At 34.7% G+C, this 17,793-nt stretch carries 24 protein-coding genes; all 24 read right to left on the bottom strand.

Annotation, left to right across the window (positions count from 1 at the left end; genetic code table 11):
- Nucleotides 1-560 precede the first annotated feature (560 nt).
- The 24 genes from BLV79_RS11505 to BLV79_RS11390 all read right to left on the bottom strand — a co-directional run bounded on the left by BLV79_RS11505 (nt 561) and on the right by BLV79_RS11390 (nt 17,680).
- Nucleotides 561-1,208, bottom strand: a complete 648-nt coding sequence (locus BLV79_RS11505) for a 3'-5' exonuclease (protein WP_074719093.1) — start codon at nt 1,206-1,208, stop codon at nt 561-563.
- A 268-nt stretch (nt 1,209-1,476) separates the two neighbouring features.
- Nucleotides 1,477-2,592: a CobW family GTP-binding protein gene (locus BLV79_RS11500; protein WP_074719091.1), complete on the bottom strand. Its 1,116-nt coding sequence runs from the start codon at nt 2,590-2,592 to the stop codon at nt 1,477-1,479.
- A gap of 125 nt (nt 2,593-2,717) precedes the next feature.
- Nucleotides 2,718-3,377: a glycosyltransferase family protein gene (locus BLV79_RS11495; RefSeq protein ID WP_207645674.1), complete on the bottom strand. Its 660-nt coding sequence runs from the start codon at nt 3,375-3,377 to the stop codon at nt 2,718-2,720.
- Complete coding sequence (locus tag BLV79_RS11490; RefSeq protein WP_074719087.1) at nt 3,343-3,696, bottom strand: hypothetical protein; 354 nt, start codon at nt 3,694-3,696, stop codon at nt 3,343-3,345. Before BLV79_RS11490 ends, BLV79_RS11495 begins: the two co-directional genes overlap by 35 nt.
- A complete protein-coding gene (locus tag BLV79_RS11485; RefSeq protein WP_278320477.1) occupies nt 3,696-3,851 on the bottom strand; it encodes a glycosyltransferase in 156 nt (51 codons plus the stop codon). Before BLV79_RS11485 ends, BLV79_RS11490 begins: the two co-directional genes overlap by 1 nt.
- A gap of 8 nt (nt 3,852-3,859) precedes the next feature.
- Entirely contained in the window at nt 3,860-4,081 is a 222-nt protein-coding gene (locus tag BLV79_RS11480) for a class I SAM-dependent methyltransferase (RefSeq protein ID WP_074719085.1), read from the bottom strand.
- On the bottom strand, nt 4,071-4,934 hold the full coding sequence (locus tag BLV79_RS11475) for a class I SAM-dependent methyltransferase (RefSeq protein ID WP_074719083.1): 864 nt from the start codon (nt 4,932-4,934) through the stop codon (nt 4,071-4,073). Before BLV79_RS11475 ends, BLV79_RS11480 begins: the two co-directional genes overlap by 11 nt.
- Nucleotides 4,935-5,376: 442 nt before the next feature.
- Nucleotides 5,377-5,652: a hypothetical protein gene (locus tag BLV79_RS11470; RefSeq protein WP_074719081.1), complete on the bottom strand. Its 276-nt coding sequence runs from the start codon at nt 5,650-5,652 to the stop codon at nt 5,377-5,379.
- A gap of 354 nt (nt 5,653-6,006) precedes the next feature.
- Nucleotides 6,007-6,747 carry a NifB/NifX family molybdenum-iron cluster-binding protein gene (locus BLV79_RS11465; RefSeq protein WP_074719079.1) on the bottom strand — a complete coding sequence of 247 codons (741 nt, stop codon included), beginning with the start codon at nt 6,745-6,747 and terminating at the stop codon, nt 6,007-6,009.
- A 202-nt stretch (nt 6,748-6,949) separates the two neighbouring features.
- Complete coding sequence (locus BLV79_RS11460; protein ID WP_074719077.1) at nt 6,950-8,122, bottom strand: NAD(P)-dependent malic enzyme; 1,173 nt, start codon at nt 8,120-8,122, stop codon at nt 6,950-6,952.
- Nucleotides 8,123-8,243: 121 nt separating this feature from the next.
- Nucleotides 8,244-9,608 carry a class II fumarate hydratase gene (fumC, locus tag BLV79_RS11455; RefSeq protein WP_074719075.1) on the bottom strand — a complete coding sequence of 455 codons (1,365 nt, stop codon included), beginning with the start codon at nt 9,606-9,608 and terminating at the stop codon, nt 8,244-8,246.
- A gap of 182 nt (nt 9,609-9,790) precedes the next feature.
- Complete coding sequence (locus BLV79_RS11450; RefSeq protein WP_074719073.1) at nt 9,791-10,210, bottom strand: hypothetical protein; 420 nt, start codon at nt 10,208-10,210, stop codon at nt 9,791-9,793.
- A gap of 90 nt (nt 10,211-10,300) precedes the next feature.
- On the bottom strand, nt 10,301-11,044 hold the full coding sequence (locus BLV79_RS11445) for a GNAT family N-acetyltransferase (RefSeq protein WP_074719071.1): 744 nt from the start codon (nt 11,042-11,044) through the stop codon (nt 10,301-10,303).
- A 55-nt stretch (nt 11,045-11,099) separates the two neighbouring features.
- On the bottom strand, nt 11,100-11,243 hold the full coding sequence (locus tag BLV79_RS12920; protein ID WP_200795901.1) for a PDDEXK nuclease domain-containing protein: 144 nt from the start codon (nt 11,241-11,243) through the stop codon (nt 11,100-11,102).
- On the bottom strand, nt 11,218-11,688 hold the full coding sequence (locus tag BLV79_RS11435; RefSeq protein WP_074719069.1) for a DUF1016 N-terminal domain-containing protein: 471 nt from the start codon (nt 11,686-11,688) through the stop codon (nt 11,218-11,220). Before BLV79_RS11435 ends, BLV79_RS12920 begins: the two co-directional genes overlap by 26 nt.
- Nucleotides 11,685-12,431, bottom strand: coding sequence for an N-acetyltransferase (locus BLV79_RS11430; RefSeq protein WP_074719067.1), 747 nt, complete (start codon nt 12,429-12,431; stop codon nt 11,685-11,687). The genes BLV79_RS11435 and BLV79_RS11430 overlap by 4 nt, the downstream gene beginning before the upstream one ends.
- Before the next feature lie 72 nt (nt 12,432-12,503).
- A complete protein-coding gene (locus BLV79_RS11425; RefSeq protein ID WP_242871470.1) occupies nt 12,504-12,809 on the bottom strand; it encodes an SdpI family protein in 306 nt (101 codons plus the stop codon).
- 198 nt (nt 12,810-13,007) lie between these two features.
- The gene (locus tag BLV79_RS11420) at nt 13,008-13,505 is read right to left on the bottom strand and encodes a GNAT family N-acetyltransferase (protein WP_074719063.1); all 498 of its coding nucleotides are present in this window, start codon (nt 13,503-13,505) and stop codon (nt 13,008-13,010) included.
- A gap of 149 nt (nt 13,506-13,654) precedes the next feature.
- Nucleotides 13,655-14,422, bottom strand: a complete 768-nt coding sequence (locus BLV79_RS11415; RefSeq protein WP_074719061.1) for an alpha/beta hydrolase — start codon at nt 14,420-14,422, stop codon at nt 13,655-13,657.
- Between the two features lie 102 nt (nt 14,423-14,524).
- A complete protein-coding gene (locus BLV79_RS11410; protein ID WP_074719059.1) occupies nt 14,525-15,196 on the bottom strand; it encodes a methyltransferase family protein in 672 nt (223 codons plus the stop codon).
- Between the two features lie 16 nt (nt 15,197-15,212).
- On the bottom strand, nt 15,213-15,686 hold the full coding sequence (locus BLV79_RS11405) for a hypothetical protein (protein WP_074719057.1): 474 nt from the start codon (nt 15,684-15,686) through the stop codon (nt 15,213-15,215).
- Between the two features lie 192 nt (nt 15,687-15,878).
- Entirely contained in the window at nt 15,879-16,721 is an 843-nt protein-coding gene (locus BLV79_RS11400) for an alpha/beta fold hydrolase (protein WP_074719055.1), read from the bottom strand.
- Nucleotides 16,722-16,788: 67 nt separating this feature from the next.
- Entirely contained in the window at nt 16,789-17,208 is a 420-nt protein-coding gene (locus tag BLV79_RS11395) for a flavodoxin domain-containing protein (RefSeq protein WP_074719052.1), read from the bottom strand.
- A 49-nt stretch (nt 17,209-17,257) separates the two neighbouring features.
- Nucleotides 17,258-17,680, bottom strand: a complete 423-nt coding sequence (locus tag BLV79_RS11390) for an NUDIX domain-containing protein (protein WP_083354567.1) — start codon at nt 17,678-17,680, stop codon at nt 17,258-17,260.
- Nucleotides 17,681-17,793: the final 113 nt, after the last annotated feature.

Genomic DNA, 17,793 nt, shown 5'->3' with positions numbered 1-17,793 from the left:
TAGCTACCAATCAAGGTGCTAATGATCGAATATTTAAAGCCAAAAACAAATGATTATCAATCGCTTATTAATGTTTATATAAACAATTGACGAAAAATGACTATCGAAGTTCTTCTCACAAATTTAAAGATTCACATCCTTGTATTCACCTCTAGGCATCACCTCTGCACATTCACTTTAGTGCATCAGCCTCTGCAAACCGCTTTAACAGTCATACTTATGTACATCTACTTTAGCGTTTATGTTTAAGTTTCTTTTTGCTTGTGAGCTCTTCGCTGTCAGTTAGGTTATAATAGCATCTTTCTTTCTATGTGTCAACACTTTTTTATAATTTTTTATTTTATTTTTACATAATATTCAATTCTACATTATGTATCATTCGAACATATGATATATTTTGCTATGATTCTTTTATAATATGTTCTAACAAATTTTCTCCCTATATTATTTTAATATAGGGCACAAAAGATTTACTGTACTACAACCTTTTTTATTATATTTATCCTGATTCATTGATTTTGTTCTAGGCGAAATTCGTTTTTCAGGAGTATTAGATTACATTAAAAACTAAATTCCTGCAACAAATTTCCCATTGAAAATGTTAATGATTCTGTCGGTTGCATTAAATCTACTAATGGTTTCATCTTTTTTTCAAAAAGAGTTCTGTCTTGTATTGTCTGATATATACATGCTGTATTTTTTGCATCATCAACAGCTGAATGCTGCTGGCCAGAAAACTTAACATTTATTCCATTTAGTACATTACTAAGTGAAAGATTTTGACTCACACATAATATACTATCAACTATCTCTTGTAAATCCTTCCAATTATCAAACATTTTATCAAGTCTATCATCTTGATATTGTTTCATTTTACTTTCTCTTTCAATAACGATTTTATCCTCTTTTCCCCATGAATATACAACTGCTTCTTCATCATTAATCCAGTCCAAAAAATTATCCATAACAACTGTAAACACGTCCTTGTCTGAGAGCATATCATTTGTAATATGTGTTAAATTTTCTATTTTTTTATCTACAAATGAATAGATGGGTTTAACATATTCATTAAATTCATCTATTATTTCATCATTATCATCCAATTTAACAGCTCCTATTTGAATAACCTCATTTTGGCAGTTAGTTATCATATCTTTATAAATTTTTGGCAGTTTGCAAAACTCCAAATCTAATATTATTTTATACATCTATCTCCTCCTCTATTGGAATGCGAATTGCACTCAACTATTATTAGTATAAACTATAATATAATAATTCGCTACATTTAATTTATTCTTTTATTGATTAAACTATTAAAGTTTTTCATATTTTATTTTTATTTGGGAATTTTATGGGTTTTTATGTTTTAGGTTTTTATTGGAATTTTTGTTGGAATTTTATGGGTTTAGAAATAATTAGAAATATGTCAAAAAAAGATGCTATATGCATCAAACACATAGCATCAATTAGCAATACTTATACTACCACTTTTTTTTCTATACAATTTTCAATTAATTTGATAATATCAGATTTATTATATCCTTTTCCGATAAATACAACTTGGTTAAGTCTATCTCCATATTTTTCGTCCCAATCATCACAAATATCTGGAAAATCCCTAATTAAATCATCTAATTCTTTTTTTGGCCATGCACATATCCATGGAGTTAACTCCGTAACAGATGCATTCCTTCCTGCCTGCTCAAATAATTGAACATGTTCATCGTCATCTGAAAACCAAATATATCCCTTCGAACGAATTAAAGTTTCTGGATAATTTTCTAGAAAATTATTAAATGCTTCTCTATTAAATGGAGCTCTTTCTTCAAAAACGAAGGACGAAATACCGTATTCATCTACACAGGCTTTTTCATCATCTGGTTCACACTCGTTTAAAGCTCTTTGTACACTGCTTGATGCTAAAACATCTTCATAATCAAAATCTTCTCTATTAAGTAAAACATCTAAATCAACCTCTGCATTTATACAAGGAATCATTTCAGCTTCTTGCTGAATATCTCTAAGTCCTTTGCGCACTTCTGTTAACTGATTTTTATTCAATAAATCCGTTTTATTCAATAAAATCACATTACAGAATTCGATTTGATCTATTATTAGATTTATTATATCCCCTTCTTCGTTATCATCTTCTTCAGACAATTCATTTAAAAACTCTTTATATATTCTATCTACATCTACTACGGAAACAACAGTTTTCAAATAAACCCTTGTATCTGTTGATTCTTCGTAATTAACAAAGGCTCCTGCTATCGATGAAGGCTCACTGACACCAGATGCTTCGACAAATATTGCTTCAATTGTTGGATCTTTTGCTAATCTTTCAATTTCATCCATAAATTCATCTTTTAATGTACAACAAATACAACCGTTTTGCATTTCAACCATTTCTATCATTGAAATCTGATTTTTTGTTTTACCCAAAATTGATGCATCTATATTTATACTTCCTATATCGTTTACGATAAGTGCAACTTTTCTTTCTTCTTGCTGCAATAAATACTGCATTAATGTTGTTTTTCCTGAACCCAAATATCCTGTTACTAATACAACAGGAACTTCTCTTTTTGACATTTATTATCCCTCTTTCCACTTGCATAATTTGCATATCATTTGCATATTTTAACATTAATTATTCAGGCTGTCAACATTTGCAGTTGATTTGCATTTTTAATATACTTGATTATTATTAATTCTATTTATAGAAACTCCAACAAATCTCTCTCCATTTCTCTTGCTCGTGCACCCCATGTTTCTGTTTTTAGTGCATGATTACGACCATTATCTGCTATTTGTTGCATATAATCGTTTCTTTTCAAAAGATACTTCACAATATTAGGAATCTCTTCTAATAACGGATACGAATATTCATCTTCTTTCTTCTCAAGTTCAAACATAACTAGCTCAGGTTTGTCTGAAATAGTACCCTTACCAGCTGTAACTCCTTCTAATTTACCATTTGTAAATCGTATAGCATTAAATTTTTCTTTCATATAAATTGATGTATCTGTAAGTGCAACAGCACCAGATATCATTCCATTAAATACTCTATCATGTGTGCCATCTTTAAACCACGTCATAGTACTAAGCACTATTTTAGCGTTATGCATTTTTTCGACTAATTGATCAGCTGAAATTCGACCATAAAAGTGAACATTTGGTAACTCAATAAAATCACATGTTTCCCATCCTGTTCCATACAAGTCTATTGATATACCTGCTTCGGCAAGAACTCGAACAGTTTTTTCCCTATAAAAAGAAACAGCAAGTAAATCAATATAATGTAGCTTTTCAATAATCCAATTAATCTCTTCGTCTGTAACCTTAAGCCCTCGCGACAATAATTGTTCCTCTATCACATATTTTAGGAACTAACATATTTAATTTTTTTGCAGCACGTGCCATAAAACCTGTGACCTCTATCTGCGGATAAAATCTTTGCACATATTTCATATGATTTTTATCCGGACAAAGTACAATTCCAGTTAAAGGAGTCATGTCCATAGCTCTCTTATGAGCAAATGGATGATCCATAAGGAAATTAATAAAAGGTGTCTGTAATTGTTCCCAAATATTTTTTCCTTCAACAAGTTCCATATTCATTCCCGTATTATTAAAGGCCAGCACTGCCGTAATCGGTGAATCTAAAAAAAGTTCGAGTTTTTGAAGGGAATTCATTATTTCTTTACAATAGCACGACACAAATCATCCACATCTTCTGCTTTAAACACAAAACCATTCCAATCGTCAATTATATCATCTGCCACACCACACACATTTGAAATAACAACTGTTTTATGCATCATCATCGCTTCACAAGCAACTGTAGGTATTGCTAAATTTAATACTTTTTAGGTATAGCATATAAAACTAATTCCGTCGCTGTTTTTTCATATGCTCTAATATAATAATCATAATCAATACCAAGACTATCAATATAGTCAATAATTGTCCATAAATCTTCTTTCCGATGATAAATACAAATAGCAAGTTTTGGCTCATTTTCTTTAATGAGTCGCTCTGCACCATGCAAAGACTCTAACTCTGCTCCTTCAATGTCCATTTTTAATGTATGTTATTCGTTCATCAATCATATTGTCCAACGTATCTACATCAACTGAAATCTCCCCAGAAGAGGAAAAAGTAGATGAAGTATCATTAATAGAAAATTTTGATTTTCCAACATGATCCGACGTTCCTTTATTAAAACATAACTGATTTTTTATTTTTCTTTTTAACATAGTTTTATAGTTATATGGATCTGGTTCAAATGATAGAATCTTTTCATATGAGTTAATACCACGTTTCTTTAATTCTTCTATAAATGCAATTGCACTATCCCCAATATAGGCACCACAATCTACGAAAACTTCATTTTCTGAAAAAGGAACAAATTCATCAAAATATTGCTTATTTCTTGCATAATTTTTCAAGTAATCATATTTCATACTAATCTTTTGATTTATATATGCAGCCATTACTTCTCTCGAATACTCATCACTAAGCTTATTACTAACATTTTCTAACTTATCTCGATTATCATTCACAAATTCATAATCTAACAAACTAGAATCAACATTAGTATTTTGACAAAAACAATCATAATCCAAAATCATATTAATCTTATCTCGAAAGGAGACTAACTGCTTTTTTTCAAAACCTTTAAACGCAACAAGTAAATTAATCTTCGTTGTTGTTTGTTCTAATATATCTTCTAAACAATCAGATTCTGAAAATTCTTTATAATACTTCCTATTAACAACTTTACCATCAAATTTAAAATCTTTAAAACGTTTTTCTACATTAACCGAACATTCTCCTGCACCATAAATATATGTTAGATAACCGCTCTTCTTCGCCATTTTTAATGCTTTAACGCAAGCGTTTTCTCTTTCAACGATTCTATCAATAAACATATCTTTCCCTCCATTAACCAATATACTAAAAAAACAATTACAAACAACTGATGACTACTATATTTCCACATTCTTTTAAATAAAATCTATATCTATAAATGTTTCGGAATTTATATATATATTTTTATATATAATAAAGGATTAAAAAAATCTCGTTTATTCTGCATTATGCATTACTTTTTCCATACGCGATAAGTATACTTGTTTTTGTTGAACCAGGATAGTGGCTACAAACTCTTCAAGAATTCCTTTTCATAACTGTTATACCACTATCTGAACTTATGACAAAGTAATTGTCGTCATTGCTAAATCCATACGTATAAAGTCCATAATTCTCAAAGATTTTAATTTTTTCATTTTTTTGTAAAAAATGTAAGTCTAAACACATTCTTAGTATTTGTTTTCTCTATCTTTATTTGTTCTCCTTGATTCGTTTTTATCTTTAGTTTTCCACCATATTGACTGCTAACGGAATTACTTCATCCTCTACCTGATCTGTGTAAGCAATCATTTCTTCTTCATCATATTCTAAATCGCATTCTATTATTCTGCCTGTTTTACAATTCATTACTGTATTTTTTTGTGATGAGATTACAAAAAGTAATTCAGGTTTTTTGTGAGAAAAGCCAATCCATTCTAATCCACCCACGGCAAAATCAGCAATGATTTTCCAATCTTTTATCTCTCCTAATGCTTTCTTTACTTCCATTGATGTCATAATTTTGATTGTTTCCTCCTTAACTTTCATCCAAAAAATGTTTAACAATCTTGTATTATAAATTACTTCTTACTACAAATTATATAATTTTATTATTTTTCAAATATATTAAAATCATTTCTTAACATATTACTTTTTCAGAGCTGTCCATTTTGTGGTTCAACGGGAACCTACATAATCTTACACAGACTAATGTCCATATCATAAAAAAGCGATAAGCACTTTTATATTATACTTATCGCTTAAAACACACTAGTCCCTCGTTTTGTAACTTCATTGTCTTATGACTTGCTTGCCTTATGACTTGCTTGCCTTATGACTCAATATTATGTGTCTTTCTATCTTATTCTTTAATTAGTGATGACAACTTCCATGGCCATGACCGTGGCAAGTATGTCCTGCGCCATGCTCTTCATCATGATGTTCACAATTTGCTTCGCCTGATGCTGAAAGTGTTCCTGCGAGGAATGCCTCAACAACTTTATCCGTATTTCCGCTTGCTCCTGCGTATAGCCTAATGCCTGCTTCTTGAAGAGCCATTACTGCGCCACCTCCAATGCCTCCGCAGATTAAAACATCAACATCTGCAAGATTAAGAACACCTGCAAGGGCTCCGCAACCTTCACCGTTAGTCCCAACAACTTCAGACTTTACAACTTTACCATCCTCGATATCATAAACTTTGAACTGCTGTGTACGTCCGAAATGACCAAACACATTTCCATTATCATAAGTTACTGCAACTCTCATCGTATTTACTCCTTTTGAATTTAAATTATTATCAAAAAAAGCTTGGTTTCTTCTATCTATTTCTACATTACCTCCTGATATACGAATTCGTTTACCTTCTACAAGTGCAATGGCAATCTTTTTTCTTGCGCTCTCGTACATTGCCGTAATGGTAGTTCTCGCAACTCCCATGCTTTTCGCACATTCTTCCTGATTCATACCTTCTGCATCTAAAAGTTTCACTGCCTCATACTCATCAAGTGTAAGCGTAACCGTTTCAAACTCCTTCTCATCTGCATTTTCTGGAATAAAACTATAATAATCCGGAAAAACTCTTATTTTTCTACATTTTGGCAATCTAGGCAAAATTAAACCTCCACTTTTCCTGACATATGTTATGTATATATAATATAACGCTTTTATTGACATATGTCAAAAATAACTTTTTATCTATTTTATGCTCTCTTAAAAGCTGTTTTCCTGCTGCACCAATGCAACGAGCACCTCCAAAAAGTATTAATTTCTTTGAAGCACCCTACTTTACGCAAACAAGATATAGAAATTATTTTCAGATTCTTGCAACACCTGTGCGTTTGGCCGCTTCTGCGGTTGCCTTAGCTACGGCATCCTTTACTCTAGGATCGAAAGCCTTTGGAATAACGTACTCTGGACTTAGCTCTTCCTCTGAAACCAAACCAGCTATTGCATATGCTGCTGCTTCTTTCATAGCAAAATTAATATCTGTTGCTCTAACATCAAGCGCTCCTCTGAAGATACCCGGAAAAACTAATACATTATTGATTTGGTTAGGAAAATCTGATCTTCCTGAGCCAACAACTGCTGCTCCTGCTGCCTTGCTATCCTCTGGCATAATCTCAGGAACTGGATTTGCCATTGCAAATACGATACCATTATTCATGCTAGCTACCATATCTTTTGATACGAGACCTGCACGAGATACTCCAATGAAAACGTCTGCGTTTTTCATGGCATCAGCAAGTGTTCCCTTTTCATGATTAATATTGGTGATATGTGACATTTCCTCTTGACCAGGATTTAATTTCTCATCACCTTCGCAAATTATACCGTTTATATCGCAAAGGACCACATTTCCAAAGCCCATATCGACAAGAAGTTGTCCAATTGCACAACCCGCTGCTCCGGCACCGTTAATTACAATCTTTACCTCTCCCATCTTTTTTCCTGTCACCTTAATAGCATTGAGGAGAGCCGCTGCAACAACAACAGCTGTGCCATGCTGATCATCGTGAAATACTAAAATGTCACATTTTTCTTTAAGTTTTTTTTCTATTTCAAAGCAACGTGGGGCTGCTATATCTTCAAGATTTATTCCTCCAAATGAACCAGCCATAAGAGAAATCGTATTTACAATTGTATCAACATCCTTAGAACGTATGCATAAAGGAATGGCATCGACATCACCAAATTCTTTAAAAAGTACGCATTTGCCTTCCATAACTGGCATTCCAGCTTCTGGCCCTATATCACCAAGTCCTAAAATTGCAGATCCATCTGTTACAACAGCTACTGTGTTCCATCGACGTGTAAGCTCCCAACATTTTTGGGGATTTTTTTGAATTTCTTTACATGCTTCTGCAACGCCAGGTGTGTAAGCTAGAGCTAAAGCTTCCGAACTATCAACTTTTACTCTAGACTTAATCTCTATTTTACCTCTTAAATCGTAATGAAATTCTAAAGATTTCTTTGATATATCTGACATTTTTCCTGTTCTCCTATATGTGTAAATTTATTATATGTATATGCCTGTTTACGGCTATTGAATTAATTAACGTTTTAACTCAAATATAACTCTTGAATTATTTTTTTTAATATTTAATTTTTTAAACCATCTTTTCTGGACATACAGCACTATCATACTCTTCTTCTGTCAAAAATCCAAGTTCAAGCACAACTTTTTTTAAAGTTTTATCTTCCTCGTATGCCTTATGTACACAAAGTGCCGCTTTTTCGTATCCTATAACTGGACTTAAACATGTAACAAGCATAAGTGAATTATTTAGATTACTTGCCATTTTATCTTTTTTAGCTTTGATACCCGATACACAATTTTTATCAAAAGATATTATTCCATCGCTGAGCAATCTGATTGATTGAATCATATTATAAGCCAACACTGGCATGAAAACATTAAGCTCAAAATTTCCTTGAGAAGCTCCAATTCCTATAGTTGTGTCATTTCCCATAACCTGAATAGCAATCATTGTAATAGCTTCACACTGTGTGGGATTGACTTTTCCTGGCATAATTGAACTTCCCGGCTCGTTTTCCGGAATAGTTATTTCACCTAGACCGCAGCGAGGGCCATTGGCAAGCCATCTTATATCATTTGCAATCTTCATAAGGTTAGCTGCAAGTCCCTTCAAAGCTCCACTAACATATACGTATCCATCCTTCGAAGTTAATGCATGAAATTTATTTGAATTTGGCACGAACTTTTCTCCTGCTATCCTAGTTATTTCTTCACAACAGAGTTTGTCAAAGCCCTTGGGACAATTTAAACCTGTTCCAACAGCAGTACCCCCTATTGCAATTTTGCGAAGCTTATCAGAAGCCTCTATTATCTGCTCCTTTGATTCCTCTAACATTCCTCTCCAACCAGATATTTCCTGGCTAAATCTAATAGGAACCGCATCTTGCAAGTGAGTACGACCAATTTTTATAACATTGTAATTCTCATCTTCTAATCTTTTCATTGTAGAAATCAGATTATCCATAGCTGGAACTAATTTCTCATGAATCATTATTACTGCAGCCATATTCATTGCTGTCGGAAATGTATCATTTGATGACTGAGACATATTAACATCATCATTTGGATGGATTTTTAAATTTGAGTGATTTACTTTTACAATGTGTACAATGACCTCATTTAAATTCATATTAGATTGTGTTCCCGACCCAGTCTGCCACACTTTAAGTGGAAACTCATCAGAATATTTTCCCCTTAAAATATCATCACATGCTTCTACAATAGCTTCTGATTTTAAGCTATCCATTTTTCCAAGCCTCTGATTAGCCCTTGCAGCTGCTGCCTTAAGTACAGCAAACGCGTTAATAACTTCCCTAGGTATAGTTTCTGTTCCTATACAAAAATTTTCTAAAGACCTCTGAGTTTGTGCGCCCCAAAAGTGCTTCTTAGGCACCTTCACTTCACCCATAGTATCATGTTCTATTCTAAATTCCATTTTTCCCCACTCCTATTTTTTAAAAAATCTACACATTCCTCTAGTTATTTATTTCTGAAACATATATGTTAGTGCATCCTCAAATAATCCTTATATGCCTGATCTAAAATCGGTTCTAATTTAAAATAATCTTCAATTCATTTTTCACTTAATATTATCTACATATTAATTGGCTAATGAAATCACTTTATTTTCTTCTCAAATCTGAACATTCCTTCAGGAAATTGATCATCTAGGTCTCTTGCCTCTTCTTTTGGTTCATTTGGATCTGGATGAAGTTTCTCCACCTCACACCAAGCAGCATAACCAACACCTTTACTATGAATCCTTGGTGATGTAAATAGAATATCCAAATCGCCTTTGTCACCTTCAACTCGCAGAATCAATCCTCCCTCCGGATTTCCATCCACCATGATACGATATGCCTCGCCACCATCAATGGACATCTCAATGATCTCTCTTGAAATAATCTGATTATCCTCTTCAAAGTGATTATCCCTCATACCAAATTCTACCATTGCGCCGTAATTAAAGGCTTCCTGGTTATCCTTTATAAACTGTTCTCTATTCTCTGGTTTTAATGGTTCTAATGTAACGTTCATAATTTCTCCTTACTTACAAAATAAAACTCATCTCTTTTAATCAAATAACTGTCTTGAAAACTTTTGCTTTACCTTTTACAACCATAACTCTCAGATTGTAAGGTAATAATATGTATATTGTTTTTCAAAGCCAAGCTTCTTATAGAGATTTAAAGCCACTGGATTATTCTGCATCACTTGAAGATATATATGTGAGGCTCCGCATTCCCCTGATTTCATTATTGCAGCCTGACACAGTTTTCTGCCGAGCCCGATTCCTCTAAGTTCAGGGAAAACTACCACATTATGCAATAAGCTGTATCCGTTCTCAATTGCCAGAGAAGCAACCGCCGCCACTGTTTTCTTATACATTACACTGATATATATCTGCTTAACCGAAACTTTGGCATGAATTTTCCTGGTCAAATCCCGTTTTGTTTCATCTGTAATATCTTCAAATTCAAAATATGATTTAAACCAGTCATCGGGTGTGGCACTGAAATAAACATCATCCGGCATTTCATAATCTGTATCTGCACTGTTCAGTTCAAGCAACATAACATCCGTTGGCTTATATTTCTGATATCCTCTGTTCTCCAGGAAAGTAATCAACTCCACATCTGCATCTGTCAACTTAAACATACACGGCAGGCCATGCTCCTCATATACCTTCTCGCAGAAATACACTTTTTCAGATAATTCAATCGTCGATTCTCCCCTGATCTGTACCGAATTAGCTCTCCCCGTATACCCCTGCGTAAATCTGAGCTCCCATCCGTCATAAATTATCTGTTCCAAACCCACAAAACCGTCAGCTGCTACATTTTCCAAAAATCTTATCTGTTCCTTTTTCATATGTTCCGCCTAGTTCATAAATATGTGTCCAGGATTCTGGGTACATATCAGACATTTAATAATCTTCCTTTTCTGTATGGATGTGCTGTTGTCTTGCAACAAATGCATAACCCTTTCCCAACTCCATTAGAAATTTCTGTAAATTATCAATAATACTTTGCTCTAAGTCTGATTCAAGATAAGAAGTATCTTGCTGCATTCCTAGGAATTCTGCAATAACAGGATTTTTTATTTCTTTGCAAGGTTATTGTACTCCATACTTGCTCATAATCTTCTTTTTCGTACCATTTTCTAGCTGCTGTGTCTTCTACCTGTGTTAATATTCTATAATGTGTCCATGAAAGCACTCCCAATTGTGAACGAGCCTCGTTCACAATCCTTGGAAACATACGGTACATTTTTAAGCACTGATACAGTATTCGTTTTGAATACCCTTTTCCATAAATACCAGTCAGTTCTTTTGATAATTTATCAATGACCTCTGCTCCATATTTTGCTCTATCTTTACCTTCGAGGACTTCTTCGTCGATACGTTTTCCTATGTACCAATTTCTAAGAACTAATGTAGCATCAACAATCTGATATTCAAATTGTTTGGCTTCATCAATACTTCCGATATAACTTCCGATATAAACGACTATCACTTTCCTGCAAGTTTTAAGAATTTCTTATCGTTCATTTGCTCGTTTGTAACATACTCCCCATCATGGAATAACGCATAATTCGTGATCGGTGTCGGTGCATTCTGTGCTTCTTCTTTGCTTTCAAGATGTATTGCCTTGAATGCAATACCATTTTCTTTTGCCGTCTGCTCCAAAACCGGGACATATTTTGCATTGAACGGGCACTGATTCGTATAGTACAGAACATATCCCTGCTCATCTATATGCGGATGTTTTGCACATTCCTTAAACACTGGAGCTTTTGCATTTTTATCGAACGGCATATACCAAAGCTGAATACCATTATCAGCTTCATCGCTCACGACAAATCCCTTGTACTTCAGAAACTTCGGATCAGCCAGAAACGGTTTCTTCTTTGAAGCACAAAGAATACAAAGCCCTTTTTTCCCTTTTTCCTTGCTATCCTCGATGCACGCAGTAAGTAGATCAGTAGAATATCCATGTCCCTTGAAAGCCCCGGACACCCAGAGACAGTCAATGTACATATATCCATCTGCCTCTATCGGAATCCATGCGTTTTCCGCCGGGATATATTCGATAAAGCACTTTCCGCGCTCTACGCTCTTTAGGAAAACAAGTCCTTCATCAAACCTCTCCGAAAGCCATGCCTTCTTAGAAGAAACCTGAACATCCTTATTATTTGATATCGCGCAGCAAATATGCTCCTCTTCGATGTTATCTTTTGTTACATTAACATATTCCATGGCCGCTCCTTTCAATAATACAGATACACCTCATCAATTATACTGAACTTTAATCGCTCTACAAATTTGAATTTATCTTCTAACACCATTTTCATCAAAAGTTTTCTTAAGAACTCTTTCCACAAACACAATTGAACCCAACATAGCCACAAGCTGTATTCCTTCAACAATAAGTGTCATATATCCAATTGCTTTTTCACTCGAATGTGAAAAAGGTATCTGAATAATAATTGTCGGAATTAATAACAGCAATCCGAGTTTAAGCCACAACTTACCGCAATAATCCTGTGCAAACTTCCATGTATCCATATTTTTTCTGGACATAGTTGTTCTGTATCCTATAATCCCATTAATTTCTTTCGGTGGATATTTGTACATAAAGAATCCACCTATCAGCATAATAGTCGGCATTAATAAGTTACAGATAAACATCATAATATAAAACCACATTTTTATTCTTCTTTACCCCCATAAATTTGAATTTGTGCAATTAACTTCCGATATAAGTGTCTATCGGTCTTTTATAAGTGTCTATCGGTCTTTGAATGTATTAAACCAAGCTTATCCTTCACCTTATTATAATCTTTTAGAATAAAAGACTTCTTCTGTATCAAACGCCAGCTTTGAAATCCCCGTCATCGCAAATCCTTTTCTTTCATAGAAAGCCCTAGCAGGGAGATTATCCCGAAATACCCATAGTACCACTTCTGAATATCCAGAATTCTTGATATCCATCAAAACTCTATCCATCATCTGACTACCATAGCCCTTGTGCCAATTGTCAGATAAACTGTGAATACAAATAAGTTCTGCTTTCCCGACAAGTTCGGAGTCTCTTGCTGCATCCCAATATGCAATGCAATGAGGTTTTCCGTCCACAGTGAGAAGATATCCATTTCCCTTATTCTCATCTAATAGCCTCTGATACATAGAGGTCGCTCGTTCAATATTAGTACATTTTGTTAATGTCTCAGCATCAAGGATGCTCGTAAAAGCTGCTTTCCAGCTTTCAGTTTGAATATAAGCAAGCATACTAGCATCTCCTTGCTGTACTTTTCGAATAACCGCTTCCATTTCCATTCCTCCTCATTTAATTTGATGTTGTACAATGTCTTGTCGTATCCTTCAGCCGCTCCGCGACATGTAATATTTCCAAGTATTCTCTAGAATTCATGTATTCCCTCTCTAGTAATCATTTTTCCTTCCTCCCTTAAAATGGTCCACTACTCTAGTGGAAGCCAATCCAACACTTTCTTAATCTGGCTATCCCAGAAATCCCAGTCATGTCCATAGTCATCCTCGTCCCAAGTAACCTTGATTCCCTTCGACTCTAAATAATCACGGAATGCGATGTTTGCAGGCATCAAATCATCCTGTGTTCCACAGGCCATATATATGTGCGGTACGCTGCGGCCTGCTGCCAGCATGTCTTCCACTGCTACCCATGGATTCTTATCTGTTTTGGATGCCTCTTCAATATTGTCGAATAGTCCGATGTTGGCCTCTTCCGAAGTATCTTCAAAAATATGCACCGCAGCAGAAAGTCCGGCTACATAGCCAAACGTATCGGAGTATACGATTCCGTTGCGAAGGGCTCCAAATCCTCCCATGGACAACCCAGCGATATAGGTATCCTCCCGCTTATCGGAAAGTGGAAACATGCGCCTTGTAATCTCCACCAACTCTTGTCCGATGAAAGTTCCGTAATCGTTCCATGGTGTTCTGGAGTTAAAATAGAATGCATTGTCTCCCGATGGCATGACCACCGCCAGGTTTTTCTCCTCCGCCCACTTCTGAATACGGGTCTGACTCACCCAATCCGTATAATTACCCAAAAGACCGTGCAACAAATATAAGGTTTTATACTTGCGCTTTGGACCATTTAGGTAGCGATCCGTGTCTGCATCAAATCGGTCCACCGGTAGAATCACGTTCAGTGGAACCGTACGAAATAATGCCTTTGATAAATAGTTTACTTGAATTAATGCCATGTTATTCCTCCTTCATTTGCTCACCCATTGTTCCGGTTTATCTTGGTGACACGAACAATTGTGATAAAAACAACAACTAAATCTTTCCTTTATTTTGGACAACTACCAAATATATGGAATCACTTTATACTTCACTTTAGATTTATATTCTTTGTATCCCTCAAGGCCTTCCTCAAGAACTGCTTCCTCATTCTTCATTCGCTTTGCAATAATCGGAATATAGAACAGTAGAATTCCAAATGAAAACAGCGAATCAAGGATAATTCCCATTGAGAGGAACAAAACAAGCGTTGCTGAATACATTGGGTGACGAACAATGCCGTATAATCCGGTATCAATTACTTTTTGATTTTCCTGTACTTCGACCGTTCGGGAAAGGTATGTATTCTCCTTTAGGACCTCCGCATACATGGCATATGCCAATAGAAAAAACACCGTCCCGACAATAACCGCTACGTTCGGGAGCAAAAACCACTGAAACCGGAAGTTAAGCCCAGCAACAATAAACGCCGCCAAAAACATCACCCCACTACAAACCACAACAGACTTCTGCTCTTTTTCCTCTTCTTTGGCATTCAGGCGCTTTTTTAAAAGACTCGGATTCTTGAATATCAAAATGATTCCTGCAATAAGCATTGGAATAAACAAAACAGCCATCAGCAGCCATCCGTTTGGATAGAATGCTGTCCCTGCCGGGACAAAAAGAAGCACTCCAAACAGTAGTAATCCCAACACATATTTTCCAATTGCCTGTAATAATAGTTTGCTTGTCATACTGTCCTCCACCAAATTACATCCGTCTAAGAATTATTATTCCGCCATCAGTTACGAGCACAAACACATTGCCGTCATAATTGAATCCACAAGTATATAATCCATAATTCTGATAGACTAACACCGAATTATTATTCGAAATAAATCTAACACTTGTCATATTGTTATCCAGAGTTTCAACAGCTATTTTTCCTGATAAGCCTGAGAAATCATTCAATTTCCCGCCATACTGTCCTACAATCTGCAATTCTTCATCTGGTAGTGTGTCACAATATGCGATTAATTCATCCTCATCATATTCAACATTACAGTCATTGATTGTACCTGTATCCACATCTACAATCGTTGCTTTTTGGCTAGATATTATTAGTAGCTTCGTAGGACATTTTTCTGAAAAAGCTAACCACTCAAATCCCCCAACGGAAAAAGACGTTACAAATTCCCAACCAGGTATAGATTTAAGCGTTTCTATTGTTTCTATATATCTCATGTATTCACCTAAATAAATCCCTATTTGTTAATTTCACTATCTTCAATTATACAGAATTCACATCCAGTAAGGAATATACAATTCAAAACAATAACAAAAAAAGTCAGCTATCTCTTTCGAAATAACTATTTTATCTAACGTTCAACATTCAATTAGGAAGAGTGCTGCCAAATCTACAATCGACAAACTTTGTCATTCTAGCAATTCTCGGATAATATCATCCCAATAACTAAGATATAACATATGTCCGACATCGTTTATCACATGAATACTCTTCACCATATAAGCCGATTTAAGATAGTCTACAAACGACATTGGTATAGTCGTGTCTTCTTTTCCATGCCAGACATACACGGGAATATCTTTGGAAATTGTGATCTTATCTCGTTTCTGACATAATGCATACGCATCATAACACACACCAAGGCCATCATTGGCAACAGCATTCAGAATCGTATTTTTAATCATTTCAGGATTTTCTTCCATGAACTTCTTTTCAATCTCCGGAAGCGTTTTCATATTTGCTGCCAATTGTTTCTCATAGTTCCCAGTAATGCTTTTTGCCATCTGTTTAAAATAGAATCTGGAGAATCCTTTAAATCTAAGAGAAAGTATTGTAATAAACTTACACTGTCCTTTTACGATACCATTTGTATCTGGACAATTAAGTGGGATCATGCTTCCTATCAGCGATACAGCTTTTACCATATCAGGAAACATCCCGGCAAAAACTTGTGCATAATATCCACCGGCACTGTGTCCTATCAATTTAACGGAGGTAACGCCATGCTTTTTCAAAGTATGATATACGGCTTGCAGAAAACTCTCCATTGAATAATATGGAACAATATCTGAATCACCTACACCAGGTCGGTCAAACGAGACAATGCATACTTTATCATTTTCTATAGACGGGAAATACTCTTTCGATCCGGTGAATCCATGAAAAAAAAGAAGGACCTCTTCTTTCCACTCGTTAAATCTGATATATGATAAATGTTTCCCATCTATTGTTTCCGTTTCTTTATAAAACATTCTTTTTTACTCCATTCATATCCTTTTTTATAACTTCATAAACTATCTTGGCAGCCTTAATTTCATCCTAATTTGGATGCCCTTTTGATATTCCACCTATTAGTTTCAATGGACCAAACGTATCATACCCAGCGCATCCATAGCTTCCTTCGACTTTACAATTCTTGTTCTTCAGTACTTCCTTAATATGATCACAATAATGAGTACTTCTTAAATTTCTATTTCCACAAGTATAAAGAAGAAATACACTTTTATTAGATGGAAACTTTTCACTTGCAACAAACCTTTCTATATTCCTATATAATCTACCAAATGCAACACCTGAAGCAATACCTATTAAGTCATATTCTTCAAAATTAATATGCTCTTTATCAACATTTTTATCAGCAATATTACACAGGTCACAGCCCCACTCTTCTTCTATGGCATCAACCAATTTGAAAGTATTACCGTGATGCTTTGACTCATATATTATCAATGTTTTCATCTATTTTATCCCTTTCATTAATCAAAATTTTAATTCGACAAATTCGAATTTAACGAGCCATTGCTTGTTCTATAGCCCATCTTTGCATCTCTAAATACATCTTATTTTCAATATCTTCAACTTTAACAAATTTAAAAATATGGTCAGGTTCAACTGGTTCTTTTACCTTATCCAATAGTTTTCCAACATAATATGTCTGAATAGGATGAAAATATCCTATCGTCGGATGTAGCATGTAGGTTTCTGCAGAACCAACTTTTCCACCAATTTCAACCTCATATCCAGACTCTTCTAAGCATTCACGTTTAATGCATTGAAAATCTGTTTCATCGGCATCCAAACCTCCGCCTAATAAAAAATAACCTTTTGGCGTTTCTACGACACCAACTTCATTTCCTTTAACCGGAATAATATAAGCGCCTATTCTATCTTTATATTCTTTATCTTCTTTTGTGCCCAAAATCTTATGCATCATTACCTCCACAAACTCCGATTTATAGTTTTCTTCCCATTTCTATTCTCATATCATGATTTTCCGGATCATGATTAGAATAAGCATATCGATCAAATCCGATTATCTCAAAT

It is taken from the genome of Lachnobacterium bovis DSM 14045 (genome assembly GCF_900107245.1).
Lineage (GTDB): Bacteria > Bacillota > Clostridia > Lachnospirales > Lachnospiraceae > Roseburia > Roseburia bovis.
This window is presented reverse-complemented; position numbering and strand designations above follow the sequence as displayed.